This is a genomic window from uncultured Porphyromonas sp. (assembly GCF_938023125.1).
In the GTDB taxonomy this organism is placed as follows: domain Bacteria; phylum Bacteroidota; class Bacteroidia; order Bacteroidales; family Porphyromonadaceae; genus Porphyromonas.
Genome location: NZ_CALHDW010000007.1, coordinates 24,864 through 47,023 on the forward strand (window position 1 = coordinate 24,864; position 22,160 = coordinate 47,023).

At 46.9% G+C, this 22,160-nt stretch carries 16 protein-coding genes and 1 tRNA gene; all 17 read right to left on the reverse strand.

Annotated elements, in window-relative coordinates; translation table 11 throughout:
* Nucleotides 1–46: 46 nt before the first annotated feature.
* Nucleotides 47–1,432 (reverse strand): peptidylprolyl isomerase, encoded by a 1,386-nt coding sequence (locus Q0090_RS02045; protein ID WP_297946958.1) that lies wholly within the window; start codon nt 1,430–1,432, stop codon nt 47–49.
* A gap of 37 nt (nt 1,433–1,469) precedes the next feature.
* Entirely contained in the window at nt 1,470–3,644 is a 2,175-nt protein-coding gene (recQ, locus tag Q0090_RS02050) for a DNA helicase RecQ (RefSeq protein WP_297946960.1), read from the reverse strand.
* Nucleotides 3,645–3,679: 35 nt separating this feature from the next.
* On the reverse strand, nt 3,680–4,942 hold the full coding sequence (clpX, locus tag Q0090_RS02055; protein WP_297946962.1) for an ATP-dependent Clp protease ATP-binding subunit ClpX: 1,263 nt from the start codon (nt 4,940–4,942) through the stop codon (nt 3,680–3,682).
* A 49-nt stretch (nt 4,943–4,991) separates the two neighbouring features.
* On the reverse strand, nt 4,992–5,678 hold the full coding sequence (clpP, locus tag Q0090_RS02060; RefSeq protein ID WP_297946964.1) for an ATP-dependent Clp endopeptidase proteolytic subunit ClpP: 687 nt from the start codon (nt 5,676–5,678) through the stop codon (nt 4,992–4,994).
* 285 nt (nt 5,679–5,963) lie between these two features.
* Nucleotides 5,964–8,132, reverse strand: coding sequence for an AAA family ATPase (locus Q0090_RS02065; RefSeq protein ID WP_297946965.1), 2,169 nt, complete (start codon nt 8,130–8,132; stop codon nt 5,964–5,966).
* 200 nt (nt 8,133–8,332) lie between these two features.
* A tRNA-Pro gene (locus Q0090_RS02070) sits at nt 8,333–8,408 on the reverse strand.
* Between the two features lie 191 nt (nt 8,409–8,599).
* Nucleotides 8,600–9,979 carry an Ig-like domain-containing protein gene (locus Q0090_RS02075; protein ID WP_297946967.1) on the reverse strand — a complete coding sequence of 460 codons (1,380 nt, stop codon included), beginning with the start codon at nt 9,977–9,979 and terminating at the stop codon, nt 8,600–8,602.
* A 7-nt stretch (nt 9,980–9,986) separates the two neighbouring features.
* On the reverse strand, nt 9,987–10,835 hold the full coding sequence (locus Q0090_RS02080; protein ID WP_297946969.1) for a hypothetical protein: 849 nt from the start codon (nt 10,833–10,835) through the stop codon (nt 9,987–9,989).
* A 12-nt stretch (nt 10,836–10,847) separates the two neighbouring features.
* The gene (gene murC, locus Q0090_RS02085; RefSeq protein ID WP_297946971.1) at nt 10,848–12,242 is read right to left on the reverse strand and encodes a UDP-N-acetylmuramate--L-alanine ligase; all 1,395 of its coding nucleotides are present in this window, start codon (nt 12,240–12,242) and stop codon (nt 10,848–10,850) included.
* Between the two features lie 22 nt (nt 12,243–12,264).
* A complete protein-coding gene (murG, locus tag Q0090_RS02090) occupies nt 12,265–13,389 on the reverse strand; it encodes an undecaprenyldiphospho-muramoylpentapeptide beta-N-acetylglucosaminyltransferase (protein WP_297947120.1) in 1,125 nt (374 codons plus the stop codon).
* On the reverse strand, nt 13,382–14,800 hold the full coding sequence (locus Q0090_RS02095; protein ID WP_297946973.1) for an FtsW/RodA/SpoVE family cell cycle protein: 1,419 nt from the start codon (nt 14,798–14,800) through the stop codon (nt 13,382–13,384). Before Q0090_RS02095 ends, murG begins: the two co-directional genes overlap by 8 nt.
* Nucleotides 14,801–14,822: 22 nt before the next feature.
* Complete coding sequence (gene murD / locus Q0090_RS02100; RefSeq protein ID WP_297946975.1) at nt 14,823–16,181, reverse strand: UDP-N-acetylmuramoyl-L-alanine--D-glutamate ligase; 1,359 nt, start codon at nt 16,179–16,181, stop codon at nt 14,823–14,825.
* 49 nt (nt 16,182–16,230) lie between these two features.
* Nucleotides 16,231–16,686, reverse strand: coding sequence for a GatB/YqeY domain-containing protein (locus tag Q0090_RS02105; RefSeq protein ID WP_297946977.1), 456 nt, complete (start codon nt 16,684–16,686; stop codon nt 16,231–16,233).
* Nucleotides 16,687–16,734: 48 nt separating this feature from the next.
* Nucleotides 16,735–18,276 carry a cell division protein FtsZ gene (locus Q0090_RS02110; protein ID WP_297946979.1) on the reverse strand — a complete coding sequence of 514 codons (1,542 nt, stop codon included), beginning with the start codon at nt 18,274–18,276 and terminating at the stop codon, nt 16,735–16,737.
* 27 nt (nt 18,277–18,303) lie between these two features.
* Nucleotides 18,304–19,782 carry a cell division FtsA domain-containing protein gene (locus tag Q0090_RS02115; protein ID WP_297946981.1) on the reverse strand — a complete coding sequence of 493 codons (1,479 nt, stop codon included), beginning with the start codon at nt 19,780–19,782 and terminating at the stop codon, nt 18,304–18,306.
* Nucleotides 19,783–20,354: 572 nt separating this feature from the next.
* On the reverse strand, nt 20,355–21,125 hold the full coding sequence (locus Q0090_RS02120) for an SDR family NAD(P)-dependent oxidoreductase (protein WP_297946983.1): 771 nt from the start codon (nt 21,123–21,125) through the stop codon (nt 20,355–20,357).
* 38 nt (nt 21,126–21,163) lie between these two features.
* Nucleotides 21,164–22,159, reverse strand: a complete 996-nt coding sequence (locus Q0090_RS02125; protein WP_297946985.1) for an ROK family protein — start codon at nt 22,157–22,159, stop codon at nt 21,164–21,166.
* Between the last annotated feature and the right edge of the window lies 1 nt (nt 22,160).

A 22,160-nucleotide genomic window follows, 5' to 3' on the forward strand; every position in this document is an offset into this window, starting at 1 on the left:
ATGCTCTTCAGGATGGGAGAATGGCTTTTGTGTGATCTTTGTTCGGTTATTTATTATCGTGAATCCAACCTGGATACTTGAAGTCACAATTGCGATAGCCCTCAGCAACTTCGATAAATGTTTTGAGTTGTTGTGTGCGCACCCAATCGTCCAATTCCTGGTTTCGCTTTTTCTGTAGAGCCATTTCCTTGATCGTTTGATAGTCTTCGGTAAGCGTGGCGCGGTGAGCATCATACTTATTACGAAGCTTTACAATCAAGACTTCTCTATTGCCTTTGTCGTTGATCATGACGAAAGCGCGAGATACGTCTCCTACCTTCAAGTTGGCCACTTCTCGGCTGATATCCTGAGGAAGCTCTTCAAGGGGGAAGAAAGAACTACCGGAATAGGTGCTTTGGTAGTTGGCATTCACGAGAAGTCCATTGCTATTACTGGTGTCTTCGTCTTGCGAATATTTAGCAACAGCATCCTCAAAGGTGAGGGTACCACTCGTTATCTGTCCGGCGATACTGTCGAGCTTTATAACCTCTGTTTCAAGGGCTTCGTCAGAAACTTTGGGGCGTAAGAGAATGTGACGGAAGTTGATAAGATCGCCACGTTTTTCTATGATTTGTACGATATGATAGCCCTCTTCACTTTGGATAATGGGAGAAACACGTTTATTGTTGGGCATATCGAAGAGAATGCGAGCGAACTCATTTTCCAGACTCGTCTTCGCCACAAAGCCATATTCTCCACCATTGAGGGCGGTACGAGTGTCTTCGCTGTATAGGCGAGCAAGAGTGGAGAACGAAGATTTTCCGGAGTTAACCTCTTCTGAGTATTCGCGAAGCTTTTGTTTGATACGATCGATCTCCGATAGCTTTACAATAGGCTTGCGCACAACCTTTTGCACCTCTAGTAGGGTAGGGATATAGGGTAGAGAGTCTGTAGGAATAGAGGCAAAGTAAGCACGAATTTCGGAGGGACTTACCGAGATGTTCGACACGAGTTTCTGCTGCATGGCACGCACGATCTCTCCGCTTTTTGCTTGTCGTCTCTGGTCCTCTCTAATCTGTGTTAGATTCTTATTGAAGTACTCTTCGAGTTTTTCTTTAGAACCCACTTCCGCTATCATTCCCTGGATATTGGCTTCTACGTAGCGATTGATCATCGCATCATCTACCGTGATGCTATCAATTTTTGCTTGGTTGAGGAAGAGCATTTGCACGGCAAGTTGCTCCGGTATAGCGCACTCTGAGTTGGCATCTAGGCGTACACCTTGAGAGAGAAGGCGTAGCTTTTGATATTCTACATCGGAGCGAAGGATAGCTTCATCCCCCACCATCCAAACGACTTCGTCTATGACTTGCTGAGCCAATAGGGTGCATATGGAGACACATGATAGCCCGATAGCTAGGATCCAAGGGCGTAGTGAGTTGAGTCTTTTCATTTTCTTTGTTGCTTAGAGAAATGGGGGTTGGGCTAGGTTAATTGGCCTGCTCGGATATGAACTTGATGCGGATAAGGCGTAGCTCCTCTAGCGAATAAACATCGCCAAACTCATCGAGTACAGCATCAATGGAGTCAGTCTCAGATTGCTTGAGGTAGGTGTACACCTCCAAAACATCACTATCATCCATTATTTCTTTGATGGCATAGTCGATATTGATGCCCGTTCCGGAATATACGATTTCTTCCAACTCAGTGAGGAGTTCGTCGATCTCTAAGTTGTTGAAGAAAGCGATGTCTTCGAGTGATACCTTGCGGTCAATTTGCTCAATAATTGAGAGCTTGATCTTAGACTTATTGGGGATGGTACGCACATGGAAGTCTATGGGGCGCTCTATTTCGTTCTCCTCCACATGTTTGCGGATGAGCTTGAGGAATTCGGCACCGTAGCGCTTTACCTTACTCGAACTTACACCGGGAATGTTTTGTAATTCCTCTTCGGTGGTGGGGTAGAGTGTGGCCATAGCCTTGAGAGAGGCATCTTGGAATATTACGTAAGCAGGCACCTTTAGCTGTAGAGCCATCGTCTTACGAAACTCTTTCATGATGGAAAAAAGCTCAGGGTCTCCAGCCTCTCCGGAAGCATCCTCCTTACCCATCATGGCATCCTCATCATCCTCTTGATCATCAATTACGATCTCGAATTTAGTAGGCTTCTTTAGGAACTTTTTCCCCTTTGCCGTTACCTTTAGGATACCATAGTTCTCGACATCCTTGTCTATAAAACCACCTATCACAGCTTGGCTAATGACGCACTGCCATAGATCGGCATCCACATCACTTCCTTGTCCGAAGCACTCTAGCTCGGTATGGCCATAGGCTTCTGTATCCGCAGTATTCACGCCTCGTAGCACGTCTACTACGTATTCTGCTTTGAATTTTTCTTTGAGTGCGAGTACCGTCTCTATGAGAGATTGTAACCACTCACTTGCGTTTAATTTCTTTTTTGACATCGTACAATTGTCACAATTTCCACAATTCTCCTCTCTGTATTCTTCTCCAAAATAATGAAGTAGGAGCTTGCGCCTACATAGGGCGGACTCGGCATAGTTACTTGTTTCGGCAAGCAGTTGTTTGCCTATCTCTCGCTCACTATTGCTCTTGTCTTGCATAAACTTTTCCAACCGTTGCATGTCGCTTTGGCTGTAGTAAGCAATACAGACTCCCTCTCCTCCGTCTCTCCCCGCTCTACCGGTCTCTTGATAATATCCCTCGAGACTTTTGGGCATATCGTAGTGAATGACAAAGCGCACGTCCGGCTTGTCTATCCCCATGCCAAAGGCAATGGTTGCCACGATAACTTGGCACTCCTCGCTAAGGAATGCATCCTGATTAGCAGCTCGCTCTTGTGCATCCAAACCGGCATGGTAAGGAAGGGCACGGATACCATTAATTCGAAGAATCTCGGCAAAAGTAGTGACTTTGCTCCGACTCATGCAATAGACTATGCCACTTTTTTGAGGGTTTGAGAGAACAAATCGAACAATATTTCGGTCAACATCCTCATTTTTAGGGAGTATGCTGTAGAAAAGATTGGGTCGATTAAATGAGGATCGGAAGATGTGAGCTTGAGGAATTTGCAGGGTTCGCAGAATATCGTGCTCCACCTTGGGAGTAGCTGTTGCCGTGAGAGCAATGATAGGACGACGTCCTATAACATCGATCATCGGGCGTATCTTGCGGTACTCAGGACGGAAGTCGTGCCCCCACTCCGAGATGCAATGAGCCTCGTCTATGGCAAAGAAGGAAATAGAAATAGATTGTAAGAAAGATTGATTCTCTTCCTTTGTGAGACACTCTGGGGTAACATAGAGAAGCTTGGTACGTCCCGCTAGAGTATCTTGTCGCACAAGATCCATTTGACTCTTGCGTAGAGACGAATTAAAGAAGTGCACTACACAGTCGTCATTACAGTAGCTACGTAAAGCATCTACTTGGTTCTTCATAAGAGCAATGAGAGGAGAGATGATAATTGCCGTCCCCTCAGAGATAAGGGCGGGCAACTGGTAACACATACTTTTCCCCCCTCCGGTAGGCATCAACACAAAACAATCCTCGCCCTCCAATAGGGCGCAAATAATCTCTTCTTGGTGATTCTTGAATGTCTCGAAGCCAAAGTGCTCTTTGAGATGAGCCAGTAGGGTTAGATCCATGTTAGAGGAGTGGGGGATAGAATGTAATCTCTCTTCTAATTGCGAATATGCAGTTCCTTGCTATGCTCTTGTGCGTATTCTCGTGTTACGAGAAGCTCTGAAACGTCAGTACTACCCGGGAGGGTGTACATTGCTTCCATCATGATTGTCTCCACCACGGAGCGAAGTCCTCTAGCTCCTAGCTCCTCTTTGATCGTTTTGTCTACGATATAGTCAAGGGCCTCTTCGGTGAATTGGAGCTTGATGCCATCCATGGCAAAGAGTTTTTCGTACTGACCTATGATGGAGTTTTTAGGTTCCGTAAGGATGCTCTTGAGGGTACTCCTCTCTAGAGGATCGAGATAGGTGAGGATGGGGAGGCGCCCAAGGATCTCGGGGATAAGCCCATAGGCTCTGAGATCTTGGTGGGAGACATGTTTGAGAAGATGCTGTGGATCTACATGAGTACGCTCTCCATCTTCTTGATAACCAATATAGCGCGTATTTAATCTGTTGGCAATTTTGCGTTCGATACCATCGAAAGCTCCGGCACAGATAAATAGGATATGACGAGTGTTTACTCGGATGAACTTTTGATCGGGGTGCTTACGGCCGCCTGCAGGGGGTACATTGATAATAGACCCCTCAAGCAATTTGAGTAGCCCTTGTTGCACACCCTCTCCGCTTACATCGCGAGTGATAGAGGGATTATCACTTTTGCGTGCGATCTTATCAATCTCATCAATGAAAACAATCCCACGTTCTGCTGCTTTCTCGTCGTAGTTGCATGCTTGCAAGAGACGAGTGAGGATACTCTCAATATCTTCGCCTACATAACCGGCTTCGGTAAGCACGGTAGCATCTGCAATAGCAAAGGGTACGTCCAGCATTCGTGCAATGGTCTGGGCAAGAAGTGTCTTACCCGTACCTGTGGGCCCTACCATGATGATATTGCTTTTCTCTACTTCAATATCTTCGTCATTGGGGACCTGGAGCACTCGTTTGTAGTGATTGTATACAGCAACCGAAAGGTATTTTTTTGCCGCATCTTGCCCAACTACGTATTGGTCTAAGAAGGCTTTAATATCTTTGGGTCGGGGTAATTTCTCAAAATATAGATCTGCTTTTGGAGGGTTCTCTACTGCGCTATCTACAGGGGCGGGGCCCATCGCTTGGCGGATCATCTTGTTCATTTCGTTGATACAAAGATCGCATATAGCTACACCTTCTTCTCCTTGTATCAAGAAGTTAACGTCTGCTTCCCCACGTCCACAGTAGCTGCAATGTTTCTGATTGTTGTCTTTCTTTTTAGGAGCCATCTCTCTTTTTTCTGGAGGAGTACTATCTATCTCTCTGTATGGAAGTCAATCAGTCTTCTTTCTTTTGTTTGGGGCTAAGGACCTTGTCGATCATGCCATAGGTTTGAGCCTCTGTGGCCGTCATCCACTTGTCCCGATCGCTGTCGCGTTCAATAACCTCTAGTGGTTGCCCGGAGTGATCAGAGATGATTTTATAGAGCTCTCCCTTCACACGCAAGATCTCTTTTGCTGCGATTTCGATATCACTAGCTTGCCCTTGCATCCCCCCTAGAGGCTGGTGGATCATAACACGAGAGTGCGGTAGTGCAAACCTTTTTCCGTGAGTGCCGGCTACTAGTAGTACTGCCGCCATGGAAGCGGCCATCCCTGTACAGATAGTAGATACGTCGCAACTGATATACTGCATTGTGTCGTAGATCCCATAACCGGCATATACGGATCCTCCTGGGGAGTTGATATAAATAGAAATGTCTTTCCCGGGATCGGAGCTATCCAAGAATAGTAGTTGTGCTTGGATTACGTTGGCGGTATAATCGTCTACTCCCGCACCAAGGAAAATGATTCGATCCATCATAAGACGAGAGAATACGTCCATTTGAGCCACATTGAGCTGGCGTTCTTCTATGATGGTAGGGGATACATAACCTCCGTTTGCGGATATGTAATGGTGTAGGGTATTGCTGTTGAGCCCTAGCTTACGGGTTGCAAAGTGCTTAAATTCGTCTTGTACTGTCATCTTGTATCTGTTGCTATCTCTATGCTTATAAGATGCCTTTAGGGTAGGTAAGCCCCCAAGAGAGACTTCCTATCCATCAAAACAAAGGTAATAAAAACAATAACAATAATCTCCCCCTTTCATCCATCTCTCAAGCAAGAGGAGGGGGAGCAATGGTATGCTAGAGGGGTGTTTCGGAATCTCTTCTTAGAAGACATACTTCTTACTTCCCCTCTGGTAGAGAATCTATTGACGGCAAAAGAAAGAATTACAGCCCATGGACTTCTTCTCCACGGGCTGTAAAATTTAGATATTGGTAAACGTGAACTTTTTCGTCTCTGCATCCACATCAATATGGATGGGGCGCTCCTTGTCAACACTATTCCCCAGTAAAGCCTTTGAGAGTTCGTTGAGGATCTCTCTCTGCAATACACGCTTGAGAGCTCGTGCCCCGAACTCAGGGCTATATCCCAGCTCTGTGAGTCGAGCAACGGCAGCGTCTGAGTAAGTCAGCTCTATGTCGCTACTCTTTAGGAGTGCGCCAATAGACTGTAGCTGTAGACGTACGATGCTTGCAATCTCTTGTGCAGTGAGGGGCTTAAACATTACGACTTCGTCAATACGATTGAGGAACTCGGGTCGGATACTTTTTTTGAGGATAGCCCAAACCTCTTCTCGAGCCTCTTCTTCTACTCTTTCCCTATTCTCCGGGGTAATGTGGGCGAACTTTTGGTTAATCTCGTAGCTCCCTAAGTTGCTCGTCATTATGATGATCGTATGCTTGAAATTGACTACATGCCCCTTGTTGTCTGTTAGACGACCATCGTCTAAAACCTGCAACAGAAGATTGAATACATCGGGATGTGCTTTTTCGATTTCATCGAATAGAACCACAGAGTAGGGCTTGCGTCGTATGGCTTCGGTAAGCTGTCCGCCTTCTTCGTATCCAACATACCCTGGAGGAGCACCAATCAATCGGGTGGCACTGAACTTCTCTTGATATTCGCTCATATCAATACGAGTCATCATGCTTTCGTCATCGAAAAGCACCTCAGCCATAGCCTTGGCAAGTTCGGTCTTTCCGACTCCTGTGGTACCCAAGAATATGAAGCTTCCGATAGGGCGACGGAGGTCTTGTAGACCGGCACGAGAGCGACGTACAGCATCGGAAACCACGCGTATAGCTTCGTCTTGTCCAACCACCCTCTTGTGCAATTCTTCCTCTAGGTGGAGTAGCTTTTCTCGCTCACTCATAAGCATACGATTCACGGGTATACCGGTCCATTTTGCTACAATTTCGGCAATTTCGTCGCTGCCCACCTCTTCTTTGATAAGAGGTTCTCCTGAGCGTATCTCCTCTAATCTCTTTCGTTCTTCTTCTACTCGGGCATCAATATCTCGTATCTTACCATAGCGGATCTCTGCTACTTTGCCATAATCCCCTTCCCGCTCGGCCTTATCAGCTTGAATGGAAAGTTGCTCCTTGTCGGACTTCAATTGCTGGATGGTGTTGATGATCGTCTTCTCCTTATTCCAGCGAGATGATAGTTCGCTTTCTTGTTTACGGAGCTCTTCAATCTCTTGGGAGAGCTGAGACACTTTTTCCTTGTCGTGCTCCCTCTTGATTGCTTCGCGTTCAATCTCAAGTTGCTTGACACGTCGACTTATTTCGTCTAACTCTTCGGGTTGAGAGTCGATTTGAATACGTAGTCGTGCAGCCGCTTCGTCTATCAAGTCAATGGCTTTGTCCGGCAAAAATCGGTCTGTGATGTAGCGGTGTGATAGATGTACTGCGGATAGAATGGCCTCATCGAGGATACGGACTTTGTGGTGATTCTCGTAACGCTCTTTGAGCCCACGTAAAATGGAGATAGAGGCAAGTTCGTCGGGTTCTGAGACCATTACCATTTGGAATCGGCGCTCCAAGGCCTTATCCACTTCGAAATACTTTCGGTATTCGTCTAGAGTAGTTGCTCCGATAGCACGTAGTTCGCCTCGGGCTAAAGCCGGCTTTAGAATATTGGCCGCATCCATGGCTCCGGAGCTTTTACCGGCTCCTACTAGGGTGTGAATCTCATCGATGAACAAGAGAATTTGTCCCTGGCTTTCCACCACTTCGTGTACGACCCCTTTGAGGCGTTCTTCGAATTCGCCCTGATATTTAGCCCCTGCAATGAGGGCTCCCATGTCGAGGGAGAATATCTTTTTGTCTCGAAGATTCTCTGGTACGTCACCACGAATAATACGATGTGCAAGCCCCTCTACAATGGCTGTTTTACCCACCCCCGGCTCTCCGATTAAGATGGGGTTGTTTTTTGTTCTTCGGGATAATATTTGCAACACACGGCGAATTTCGTCATCACGCCCTATTACGGGATCTAGCTTTCCCGCACTAGCAGCTTGACAAAGGTCGCGAGCGTAAAGGCTGAGAGCACTCTGTTGCTGAGTCGTTGATTGTCTGTTTTGAGTTTCCATAGGTCAATGCTTTATTATTTGCAAAAAATAGATACAAAAAATATGCCTTGCCCTGATTTATCAGACAAAATGTCCAATTAATGCCGTTTTGTACGTTTTTTTCGGCCAATGATTACAAGGGGTATTGAGAAGCCCTCCAGAGAGGAGGCCTAAAAAAGACGTGCTGAATAAAGATTTACTCAACACGTCTTCCTATTTGTTGGTCGGGATGAGAAGACTCGAACTTCCGACCTCCACGTCCCGAACGTGGCGCGCTACCAACTGTGCTACATCCCGATGGATTTTTCCGCCCACAAAGGTAATAAGAATATTAGACTTAGCCATATGATAGCTACTAAAAGGCGGAAACGAAGAGGGGAGAAGGTAGCGTTTTTTGCAAAAGATCCCCTATAAACCGAAAAACCCCTCACCCCAAATATGGAGCGAGAGGCTTTTGTGTATTCTCTCCCAAATGGGAACGGAATCGTTTATTGGGCTAGGATAGCTACACCAGAACCGGCAGGGAATAGGTTACGTAGGTGTGTTTCTTCATCTCCGCTATCCACCAATACCCTCTTGAGACCCGTATTGCCTTCTTTGATTTCGTACTGGGCATCTTCGTTATACTCGCCATTTCTTAGATTGATCTCTTCGAGTGAGGGAGTATTGTCAGCTCTCAAGTCGCGTATTATTTTGTTGGTCGACAAATCGATCTTGACGAGGGGGTTCTTATCAATATCAAGATGGAAGAGCATCGGAAGCTTGCTGAGATCGACTGACCTTAGCTCATTTTCGTGGGCATGTAGAAACATGAGTTTGGGTAGGTCTAGCTCAAGAGTCTGCAACTTATTGCTATAAACACTTAGGTGCATGAGGGCTGGCAAGTCTTTCAATGCAACTCTCGTTAGTTGGTTGTTATCGATGTAGATTTTTTCAATAGTGGGTAACCCCTGGAATAAAATAGTCGAAATCTCGCACTTAACGGCAAGGACTTGATTGAGCTTGGGAAGGTCTGCAAGGATGAGACGAGTAAGCTTAGTGCGGTTTAGGTTGAGGTCTATAAGCTCTTTATTATTGGTTAGATCGATCTCTGAGAGCTGAGTGTCTTGGATATAGAGAGTATCGAGCTTAGTGTTGCTTCTAACATCAATCGCCGTCAAGTTCTTATTGCCAAAGAGACGGAGGTCACGCAATGCCGGCATACCCTTTACTTGTATAGAGGGGATCTCGGTGTAAGTGATGTAGAGCTTTTCGAGCTTTGTGAGAGCCTCTATAGGGCTAGCATCCTTGATAAATTGGTTCTTAAGGTTGAGAGAGGTGAGGTTGCTGAATAATTCAATCCCCTCAACACTGGTGATTTTTTCCTCTGCTGTTGCCTTTGTCTTATCCTCGATCGCTAGATTCAATTCGGTGAGCAGAAGAGCCTCTTCCGGAGAGATTGCTCCATCCTTATTTGTGTCAATCTCGGGGTGGAGCTGTAGGATCCTCTTAGGAAGATTGGGGTCTGTAAATTGGGGGCCTTCTGAGGGTACAATTATGGTACATTGGGCCGTTTTCTTTACCCCATTGATGGTGGCTTCTGCATATACCAGAGTAGTACCGGCATGCAAGGCACGTACAGTCCCATTATCCACAGAGGCAACATTGGGCTTTTCTACGCTCCAAGAAATCTGAGTTTTCTTAGAAACGTATCCACTGAGTTGTAGTGTAACTTCTTCGCCCACTTTAAGCGTGACGCTCTCTTGCTCGAACTGAAAAGTGCTATTGCAAGGCTCCGGTTTGAGACAAGATGTGGTAAGAAGTACCACAAGAGCAAAGGGAATACATAGGAAGGTTTTGATAATCTTGTTCATAACTTGTCGTTTCATTATTTGATTATTGAAGTGTATGGTGTGTTTTGTGATGGGGTAGGACTACTAAAAGCGAGAGGGCTCTCGTTTTTAGACTTACTCCATCCCATTTATTTTCCTCTCTTTGGGAGGAAATGCGTTCGGTGGCTGTAATGCGGTTGGGATACTCAAGAGAGATCTGACTATAGGCCTGCCAACCTACCTTGGGAATGGCTTGGTCTATAAACGTGCGAAGTTGCCACAATTTATATTTCCAATCGCCCATCGAACCAAAGTTGATGGAGAGGTGATCGTATTGTGTGTCGGCTACTACATTTTTGCTCCCAGGTTGCACTCGGATGCCCGTGAAAAAGCTACTCCAATAGGCGTCGGACGAAATGAGATTACAGAGATCATAGATTTCTCCCGTAGCCTCCTGCTCATCTACAGCTCCATATACCACAAGTAGGGGTTGTGAGTACTTCCCTAGCTGTTCTGCAGGGATGCATTTATGAGCTTTCGATACATAATAGCTTTTGTCATCGCTAACTACTAAGAACACAGGCTCTGCGGGGGTAATATCCACATGCAACTCTCCCTCTAGGGTATAGTAGACATTTACTTTTTCGAAGAGTCCGTTTTGTTTTAGTTTTTCCTCAATCTTATGCACATCAATCGAGTCTATACTTTTAGTTTTCCCACTTGGGAACATCTGTTGCAGCTCATGTATTACATCCTCTTCGTCTATATTGGCAGCACCTTCTATTCTCTCTATGTTGGCAACATACTTGACGATATGGATGTGACTGCGATCGCGATGCGTAGTGATTGCCAGGGTGATGAGAGTAGCAATTAGGAGCAGTCCTACGATGAAGAAAAATAATTTACGATTCATTCTCAAGGACATTTAATTTCGCTCCTGGAGCATATCTCGCAGCGGAGCTACAATACGATCGATATTCCCGGCGCCTAGTGTTAGGATTACTCGATTAAGATTCTCTCTCTCTCGTAGTCTTTCTACCAATTCTTCTCTAGGGATTAAAGATTTCTCTGCTGTGGAAACTTTATCTAAAATAAGAGAGGAAGAAACCCCCGGTATGGGTTCTTCTCGTGCCGGGTAGATAGGTAGTAAGATAACTTCGTCTAGCTCCGAAAGAACCTCGGCAAACTCAGGATAAAAATCTTGTGTACGTGAGTATAGGTGAGGTTGGAAGATCCCCGTTATCTTGTCGTGGGGGTAGAGTGCTCGTACAGAGGCTATGGAGGCTCTTAGCTCTTCAGGATGATGGGCATAATCATCTATGAGCACTCTACTAGGTGTATCTAGCAAACGCTCAAATCTGCGGTGAATGCCACGGAAAGAGGCTAGTGCAGAACGGAGTTCTGTTTCGCTTACTCCTAATAGGCAGGCTGCGGTGAGAGCTGCTGTAGCATTCTCTACATTGATGGTAATAGGTACTCCTAATTCTAGATTCTTGAATTCTATGCCTCGCTCCGGGAAGTGCCAATCGAAAAAGAGACGTCCCTCATCGAAGTGGATATTGTCGGAGTAACTATCGGCTACCTCGCCCATAGCATACGTATAGCACTTGACTGCCTCTTGGGTGGAGGTGGTGGAGGTGATACCCTTCTTATAGATTAGGGTTCCTCCCGGTTTTATTTGTCGGATGAATTGGGCAAAGCCTTCACGATAACCTTCGGGAGTCCCATAGATATCCAAATGGTCGGGATCCATGGAGGTGACTATCGCGATATAGGGGTATAGGTGCAGGAAAGATCTGTCGTACTCGTCAGCCTCTACTACTACATAGGGACTCGCTGAGTCCAGCAGTAGATTAGACTGATAATTGGCACTAATCCCTCCCAAAAAAGCATTTGTTTTTACCTTACTGTTGTGTAAAATATGGGCAAGAAGCGAGGATGTTGTAGTCTTTCCATGCGTCCCGGCCACGGCGAGAAGACGATCGTCTTGCACGGCAGCTCCCAAGGCTTCGCTCCGTTTTACCACTCGGTAACCCTCATGTCTGAAGTATTGTAGCTCTCCCAAATGGTCAGGAACAGCCGGTGTGTACACAACGAGTGTGGTTGCTAGAGGAAAAGCACAACGGGCAAGATACTCCGGATCATCGGTGTAGTGTACAGAGATCCCTTCCCGTTGTAAAGCCTCGGTGAGTGGACTAGGGGTCAGATCGTACCCCTCAACCAAGGAGCCTTTAGCCTGGAAATAGCGAGCCAAGGCACTCATGCCAATACCACCAATACCAATAAAATATACGTGGTTATAGAGCTTATCGTTGTTCATAGGATAGGTGCTTTGCTAGTTGTTATTGGGAGATGATACTTTCCATAAGCTCTACGATACGACGAGCTGAATGAGGTGCAGCCAATTGCTTAACATTCGCTGACATCTCCTCTTGTCTCTGCTTGTCTTTTATTAAGGAGAGAGCTTCTCCCACAAGCTGATTGCGGGCTTCGATATCTGTTACTAATACGGCTGCATTGCGAGTGGATAGAGCCTTTGCGTTGCAGGTCTGGTGGTCTTCGGCCACGTTGGGAGAGGGTACTAGAATAGAGGGCTTCCCTAGTAGGCATAGTTCACTGATGGTAGTAGCCCCTGCGCGAGATACCACTACATCGGCACAAGAGAAGGCATCTTCCATGTGATCAATAAAGGGCATGGATACGATCCACTCAGCAGCATCGGACCCTAGCTCCTTAATAGCCTCTTGGGCCCTAGAGGCGAAGGCCTTGCCTGTTTGCCAAATCAAACGTATTTTATTCTCCATTAGAAGAGCCAAACCGGCTTCTATACTTTCGTTGATGGTTCTAGCACCGAGGCTCCCTCCTACGACCATCAGTAGAGGATATTCTTCGTCAGTAAACCCAAAATGAGCGAGGGCTTCACTCCTATCGGGTAGGGGAGAGTCTTCGAGGATAGGGCGAACCGGATTCCCCGTTAAGATGATGGATTCTTTTGGAAAAAAGCGATCCATATTGGGATAGGCAACGCATATATACTTTGCTCGGGTAGCCAACATCTTATTGGCCTTTCCTGCAAAACTGTTTTGCTCCTGGATGAGTGTGGGTACTCCTAAGCGTTGTGCCGCTCTAAGGGTAGGGGCAGAGGCATATCCTCCCACACCTACTACCACTTGGGGTTTGAAGTCTCTTACTAGCTTCTTGGCTTTTTGTTCCGAGCGGAGAAAGTCAAGCAATACTTTGACGTTGCGCCATGGCCGCTTACGATCAAGCCCTCGAACAGAGAGTCCTTCTATCTTGTAGCCGGCCTTGGGCACTCGCTCCATTTCCATGCGTCCCTCAGCTCCTACAAAAAGGATCTCGGCATTGGGATATTGGGCTCGTACCGCATCGGCAATAGCGATGGCCGGGAATATATGCCCCCCGGTACCTCCTCCTGATATGATAACCCTCTCTATTGACTTATTCATGTCCGTTGATTGTTTCTTCATCAAAGCCTTCTAGCTCCTCTGTAATATCGGCTGGAGAGGTTTCGATGGTTGCGTCTGTCTCTGCTTTCTCGCGCTCCTCTTGTTCTTTTTTGTCAGCCATTTTTTCCTTGTAAATGATGGAGACAACGGCTGCAATAAGCCCGAACTGAATGGATACTGCCCACTGAGACGAGCCCCCATAGCTTATCAGGGGGAGCGTCTGACCTGTAACGGGGATCATACCCGTGGCTACAAACATATTGACGAGAGCCTGGAGTACGATACTCGTTGTGAGACCATAGAGGACAATTTCGTAGAAGCGATATTTTGAGTCTTGAGCTATTTGGCGAATGTAGAGCAGCAATAATAGATATATGATAGGCACTCCGATAAGCCCCAAATAACCATATTCCTCAATGATAAGAGAGTAAATAAAGTCGTTGTATATCTCGGGCATGAAGTGACGCATCTTGCTATTCCCCGCTCCTTGTATCCCATTGTGCAACCCTCTTGCTACGGCCATCTTTGCATACTTCTCTTGCATCGTGGCGTCTGTTATTACGTAGTTTAGAGAGTCTTGTTGCGTCTTCGATAAAGCATTATACTCCTCCTTAGTCAGCCCAGCACGGTCGGGCTCCAATCTGTTTTTCCAGGTGATCATGCGCTCGAGTTTCGTGCCACGCACTGCACTATCCGGAGTATATTTTATGGCCAAAAATCCCACTACGGCAACGACCACCATACCCACTACTACCTTGACAAAGAAGCGATCGACCTTACCCCCATATAGTACGAGTATTAAGGAGAGTATGACTAAAAAGATAGTCATAGACAGAGCATGGGAGAAGACGAAGAATAGGGGAGTAAATACCAGAATAAAGAAGGAAGCCGTAGGGCTACACTCGAACTGAGGGATCCCCCTGAAGATCTTTCTTAGTATGTTCATCAGGGTGTCTGCCAAGCGCCTGATGGGGTGATTGAAATCCCCGAATACCATGGCGGCTACAAAGACAATCCCGATTTTGAAAAACTCTGTGGGCTGGATAGATCCAATGATTGGCATGGGGAGGGAGCGTCGGGCTCCGTTAATCTCTAATCCGATGAAGGGGACCAGTACGATCCCAAGCACGGAGAGGAGGTAGATTAGCCACCCTGTATTTATCAATCTATCACGACGCTGGATACTGGAGAACAAAAAGAATAGCACCAGCGTGCTGAGCATGATCCCCAAAGATTTGACTAATACTCCCAAAAAAGTACGCCCTTCTTCTCCGGCTAAGAAGCTGATAGCACTGAATTGCACCAGTACGGCAATAGCCCAAAGTACAAGGAAAAGACTGACAATTACACGATTTGAGCGAAAGAAACTCTTACGCAATCCATCGGCTTTCGATACTACATCTATTGGCATATACCGCTCTGTTTTGGGGAGGCTATCTATCCTTAATCGCTAGTACTTTGTTCTTAAATTGCTCCCCTCGATCTTCGTAGTTCTTGAAGAGGTCGAAGCTGGCACACGCAGGGGAGAGTAGGACTACATCTCCGGGCTGTGCGAGCTCTTGGGCATGGGCTATGCACTCATCCATGGAGCGAGCATCGCGTATTTGAGCAATTTTACCATCGAAAGATCGGTGTAGCTTATCATTATCTACCCCCATGAATATAAGGGCACGGCACTTGCTGAATACTACATCTTCGATTTCCGAATAATCATTCCCCTTATCGGTACCTCCTAGGATTAGTACCACAGGGGCAGTTTGCGCCTCTAGGGCATAGAAGGTACTTTGGATGTTGGTTGCCTTGCTATCATTGATATAGCGTACACCATTGATCTCTGCTATGTACTCAATACGGTGGGGCACATTCTTAAAGTCTCTTAGAGCTTTGCCAAGACATTCGTTGCTCACTCCAAACTCACGAGCTACGAGAGCAGAAGCCATGGCATTGAGTAGGTTGTGCTTCCCCACGAGGGCTAAGTCATCCTTGGGGATAGAGAAGGCGGGGAGGTCGTGTGTGGCCTCTATGCAGAGCATTTCTTTATCACTCTCATATAGCGCTTTTGAGCCATCGGCTTGTAGAGAGAATGGGAGTAGGGAGCACTCCATGGCGTGTTGCTCCAAATAGGCCTTTATAAAGGCATCCTCTGCCCAATAAATAAAGCTATCTCCCTTGCCAAGTTGCTGAGTAATACGCATCTTCGATAGGGCATATAGCTCAAACTTATGCTCGTAACGATCTAAGTGGTCGGGGGTGATATTGAGCAGTACGGATACATTGGGATGGAATTTGTAGGTGCCATCGAGTTGGAAACTACTCATCTCCACTACGTAGTATTTGTGAGGATCTTCTGCAACAAGGCGTGCCATAGAAAACCCAACATTGCCGCACATGGCAGCATCGTATCCGGCCGTTTTTAGGATATGGGTAACCCAATTGACGGTGGTAGTCTTACCATTAGATCCTGTAATAGCAGCGACTTTTGTGTCCTCCGGTAGGTATCTAGAGGCAAACTCTATTTCGCTAATAACAGAGATTCCACGCTTTATAAAGTCCTGAATTAGGGGGAGAGAATCGGGTATCCCGGGGCTTTTAATAACCTCGTTGGCACCGAGGAGCCAATCGGGGGAGTGCTTGCCCTCTTCGTAGGGAATCCCTCGTTTTTCTAGTTCTTCTCGGTACTGAGGATTTAGTTTTCCCTTATCACTAACTCGACAGGGTAGCCCTACCTTTTGTGCGAGAATAGCGGCACCTACACCGCTTTCTCCACCTCCTAATATCAATAAATACGACATATAATACTTACGCTGTGTACACTATGCAAAGGACGATGATGTACAGAATTTATTCAGAAGCTAATACCTTTTTCACTACTTCGCCAATGAGCTTCCCATCGGCCCTCCCTGCTAGTTGCTTACAGAGAATACCCACTAAGCGCCCCCCTTGCTTGGGGTCGGTGATGCCGTTCTCTTGGGCAGCAGCTTGCACGATGGGTAGGAGCTCTTCTTCGCTCAGTTGCTTGGGAAGGTAACGCTCGAGTACAAGGCTTTCTGCAAGCTCGGCTTCTGCAAGCTCGGGACGGCCGTTTTGTGTGTAAATATCTGCACTGTCACGTCTTTGCTTTAGTAGTTTGCGGATAATGGCAAGGGCCTTGTCATCCGGGAGTTCTCCATTGCTTCCTTTGGCTGTTTTTGCTTCGAGGAATTCTTTTTTGATTCCGCGTAGAGCCTCCAAAGTTACTTTGTCGCGAGCGAGCATTGCGCTCTTTATATCTTCACTTATTTGATCGAATAGATTCATAGAACATTACGGATAAATAGAGTTAGTATAGTAGAGATATTCTCACTTTTAGTCGAAGTCAATAACATTGCTTACGAGGGGCTTATCGTCAATGGCATTGGTACCACTGAAGCTACTCGCTTTGTTTTCTCCTCCTGCCATATCAGGGTTCCTTAGCTTGCGTAGGCTCTCAAGCTCCTCATGATTGCGATTGTAAGCAGGGGTGTTGAGTAGGGCATTTATAAACTCATCGTCATCAAGTTCTTCTTCTTTGAGGATAAAGGGAAGATTGAGGTGCCCACGAAGTTTGCGATTGAAGTTATCGACCGACTGAGTGCCTTCGTAGTACTTATTGATGAGTTGCTGCTGATTCTTATGCCGCTGCAGTAGTTCGCTCTTGGCAATAGGGTCTCCTAGATTGGCGCTCTCGATAGTGGCGGAGAGGTCGAACCCTGAGGCCAAGATGGTTACTCGTAGATTCTCCTTGAGGGTCTTGTCTTCGTAGAAACCGGGTATGAGCTTATAGTCTTGCATCCCCGAGGTAAAGTCGTTGAGAGCATCCAACTCCTCCGTCTGAAAGTTGTAAGTCGGATCTTCGTCGTTGTCGGGGGCATGCGCAATAGCTATTAGCACACGCTTGGCTTGGGTAATGTCGTTGTTGTTGAGAACGGGAGAGGAGAGAGCATCATCAATAGCCTTCTTGAGACGATCTTCTCCGCTTGCCATACCGGTACTAATGATGGCGACCCCGCCATTGTTTAGCGTCTTCTTCACGTCATTAAAGTCGAGGTTGATATACCCCGGGTTGATAATGAGATCAGAAATACTACTGGCTGCCTTAGATACAGCGGTGTCGCCTATGTAGAGCGATTTGGTAAAGGAGTTCTTTTGAGCCGCATTGTATTGGCGGAGGCGTTCGTTGTTGACAATTAAGATGGAGTCTACCTCCTCCTTGAGTTTCTCTACCGCCTCTAGGGCTTTTATAATCTTGTGCGAACCCTCAAAAGCGAAGGGGATAGTAACGATGGCTACTGTGAGAAGTCCCAGTTCCTTCTTGGCAATATTAGCCACTACGTGGGCAGCACCGGTACCGGTACCACCTCCCATGCCTGCTGTGATGAATACCATCTCGGTATTGCCGTCGTGGAGGGCTTCTCTAATCTTATTCGCACTCTCTTGAGCTGCTTGGCGGGCGATCTCTGGCGTATCACCGGCCCCAAGGCCTCTTGTTACATTCTCCCCGAGTACGATTTTGTGAGGGATCTTATTGTCGTTGAGCTGCTGTACATCGGTGTTGAGGATTAGATAGCTTACGCCTTCTACACCCTCTAGGTACATATGTTCGGCTGCATTACCACCACCGCCGCCAATACCTACAATTTTTATAGGCTTGCGCTCTGCCATGGAGGTGGTAAGGAGGTCAAACGGGAGTCCCCCTTTTAGTACCTCTTCGTGCTCCTCCATCAAATCTCGAGAGACAGTTTCTTGGGCGGGCGCTAGAGTTGGTGTCTCTGAAGCATTATCTGAGTTTACATCAAACTCAATCGAAAAACCCTCTTCGCCTCTCTTGAGAGGTGTGTCGTTTATATCCTTATTATCTTCTGGAAACATGTTGTTTTCGATTCTAGTGCTTGCTCTTTATTCTTCTTCGTCTTCTTCGTCCTCTTCTTCGCCTTCGGGCCGTGTGTTAGAAGCTACATCGAGGATGTCTTTGAAAACCCTCCCCAAAGAGAATTTGTTTTTCTTCTCTTCTTTCCTGGGCATTGGGTTGGATTGACTATACAAATCCTCTTCCACGTCTCTTGTATATTCTTCACGTCTTGTTGTCCTACCTTCGGAAGGAGAGTGGAGAGGCTCGTCTTGTCGTAGAGGTTTTGAGGGCTCATTTTCAAACTCATCTTCCTCTGTAAGTGGCGAGAATACCGTGTTGGCCACCTCTAAGCATCCCTTTGTGGCGCAATAAATGGCGCCTACAATACTTGCGTATTGGGAGGGGCTGGCAAAAAACTCGTCCGTATTAGGCTCCGCAAAAAAGAGTTTATCGTTGACAGAGGTGACCTGTATGGAGTCATTGATCCCCATGTCTTTTAGTAGGCGATTGAAGCGGCCAATGAGACAGCCCCCACCTGTGAAAATATATCCTCCGTCGATGCGATTCGCTACTCCGGAGCTCTCTACCAAGGCTTGTACGTTGGCAATAATCTCTTTCATGCGGGCTTGTGCACAGCGATTAAGGTCTAGGAGGCGGATTTGTTGGGCCTCTTTGCCGATAAAAGAGGGGATTTCCACAAAAGAATCGCCGTCTTTCATCTCGCTTACTGCACTGAGTCGGCTACACTTGATCTCCTCGGCATCTTCTCGTAGAATATGCAATGTAGAGAGATCTCGGGTCACAGCACTGCCCCCTACGGGGTAGACGCGCAACAACTCTAGGGCATCTTCTTTGTAGACAGACACCGTAGTACAATCGGCTCCAATATTTACAAGTGCACAGCCCATTTGACGGATACCGGGACTCAAAATAACCTGAGCTTCGCAGATGGGGGCGGCCAAGATACCGGCAAGTTTTAGACGCAATCTCTTTTCTACGAGGTCTGTGATTAGGCGAACATAGGTCTTTCGTACAAGTAGCAATGTGTAATAAACCCGTACTTCTCGGCACAGCATCCCTACAATGGAGTTTTCTCTTCTCCCATTTACGTGGTAGTAGGGAGGGAGTACAGAGAGTATTTCGTATCCATCAAATTGCTCTTTGAGTAGCTCCTCTTCTAGTGCTTTTACATGCTCTTCTGTAGCGAGTATTCCATCACCATCGTAGCTGTGAGAGACGATATGCCGTAGAGAATGAAGAGAACGACAATCTATCGAAACGTATACCTGGGATATGCTATAGCCACTGCTTTCTAGCTCCTGGTTGAAGTCTCTGATGATCTCTTTGGCTATTGCACTTGCTGCATCTATGTTGTAGATAGTCCCGTGTACGATACTTCCTTTGCTCTCCACCCGACGCGAAGCCATAGGCACAACGCGCCCCAGAGCATCCTTGTAGGCAAGTAACCCACAGATATGAGAACTCCCTAGCTCAAGGGCAACATACACTAACTTGTTTGTGTCCATATTTCAACGACTGATATTATTACAAACTCCTTTCCCAATGTAATGCAGGAATTATTCCCTACAAAAGTAACTATAATAGATGATTTATACCCCTATATGCCACCGATTTCGTTGGAAGGGGATATTGGCTGGGAGACTCGTGTACAATGGCGAGTGAAGGAGAGTTGCCGGTCGGAGGGAAAAGCGGGGCGTCAGTTCTTCTTTTCGAGATGGCAAGTAGGCCTCTCCCGATCTAGGAATTCCCTCACTTGGGGAGAGAGGTAATACGAAAAAGATCTTGCCCGGATTTCTTTCCAAAACTGAGTAATATTTTTTGAAATCTTGGGCAAGACGATGATGTTTTTAGGGCAAAACGGGAGGCAAATCCAGGCTGTCATATTCTGATTTTTTACCTAGTTGCTGATCGAAATCTTTCGGGTGAGGTTGGGGTGTTGCCTCATGGTTAGAAATAAAAAAGAGCAGCTTAGGGGGAGTGAGCTTGCAAGTCTCAATTCCTAAACTGCCCTTCGAGATGGGATTCTCTCCCTCAGATATGCTAATACCGTGGGGAAGGAGGGGGTGTTTTTAGGGGGTTATTGGCGGTGAAAGTCTCGGCTAGATCCCTGAGCTTTAGGGAGAACAAGCATATCCGCCAAGCAAACGTTGTCGGGAAGTCGGAGAGCGGCTTCTATACAAGAGGCTATATCTTCACCGGTGAGAGGGGAGTATCCCTCGTAAACCTTCTCTGCACGAGCTGCGTCATCATGGAAGCGAACGAGCGAAAACTCTGTCTCTACAGCTCCCGGAGCTATCTGAGTTACCTTTATTCCATGCTTGTGCATGTCAATTCTCATACCCTTGGAGAGCGCATCTACCGCATGCTTGGTAGCGCAATACACGTTGCCGGAGGGGTAGACTTCACGCCCTGCAATAGAGCCAACGTTAAAGATGTGTCCACGACCTCGGGCAATCATGCCGGGAGACACTACTTTGGTGACGTAGAGCAACCCCTTGATGTTGGTGTCGATCATGCGTTCCCAGTCGTCAACCAAGCCGTCTTGCAGAGGCTCCATGCCGGCGGCTAGTCCTGCATTGTTTACGAGTACTTCTATGTCTTTCCACTCCGAGGGAAGAGTGCCTAAATGCTTCTGAACCTCCTCAAAGGAGCGTACATCAAAAACTAAAGGCAATGTGCGGCTTTTTGTTTCTTTTTCTATCTCCTGACTCAAGGCAACAAGACGTTCACTACGACGCCCTGTAATGATAACATTGTATCCCATGTGTGCCAGCCTCAATGCTGTAGCACGACCGATACCTGATGTAGCCCCTGTTACGAGAGCAATCGGATGTGATTTTTCTGCCATAGTAGTTCGATATCTAATTTGAAAAGGATATAATATTATTACGAAGCCATTGCGCCTTTACTTTGTCCACTAGCGCGGAGGGCTGCCTCTACTCCTACAGCTGCAGCGCCTAATATGGCTGCATCATCAGTAGGAAGTTGAGAGAGAAGCAATTTGGGTGTTTGGTAAACGCAGAGAAGATTTTTGTTAAGAGCTTTCCGGATGGGCTCTAGTAATCGCTCCCCGGCTGCGGCAACTCCTCCAAAGAGGATAATTGCTTCCGGGCTCGAAAAGGTCATGAAATCGGCCAAACTCTCCCCCAATATCTCCCCGGTTACCTCGAAGACTTTTTGAGCAATAGGATCCCCGGCTTCGGCAGCATCGTAGACTGCCTTGCTCGTGATTTCATCCTCTTTGATGCGGCGTAAGGGGCTATCCTCCATGCTTTCTTGAAGCAATTCCACAGCAGTGCGTGCCATGCCACGTGCCGAGCAGTAGGTCTCTAAGCAACCACAACGCCCACATCCACAGGGGCGCCCCCCACGGCGAATTATAAAATGCCCGAGCTCTCCGGCCAATCCATCGTGTCCGAATATCAGTTCTCCATTGGCTACAATACCACTGCCAACGCCCGTGCCCAACGTGATAATAATAAAGTCGCGCATGCCACGTGCCGCCCCATAGGTGCGCTCGCCAATTGCGGCTGCTTTTGCATCGTTTATGAGTGCAACGGGCAGAAGAGTTCGCTCTTGCAGTAGTCGAACAATGGGGAAGGTCTCCTTCCAGGGAAGGTTCGAGGCAAAGGCTATTGTACCATTTTCGTGGTTGCCATTGGGGGCTCCAATACCAATTCCTGCAATCTTTCCGGCGAGATTATGTTGCCGAATAAGTGTATGGATACAAGCCTCTATCCTATTGGTAAAACAAACAAAATCGGTACCACAAGAACGTGTTGGGAATTTTTCTCTAGTAAGGATAGTGCCATCTGTTGTTACTACCCCCACTACAGTATTAGTCCCTCCAATATCTATGCCTATAGTATATGTCGTTTCCATA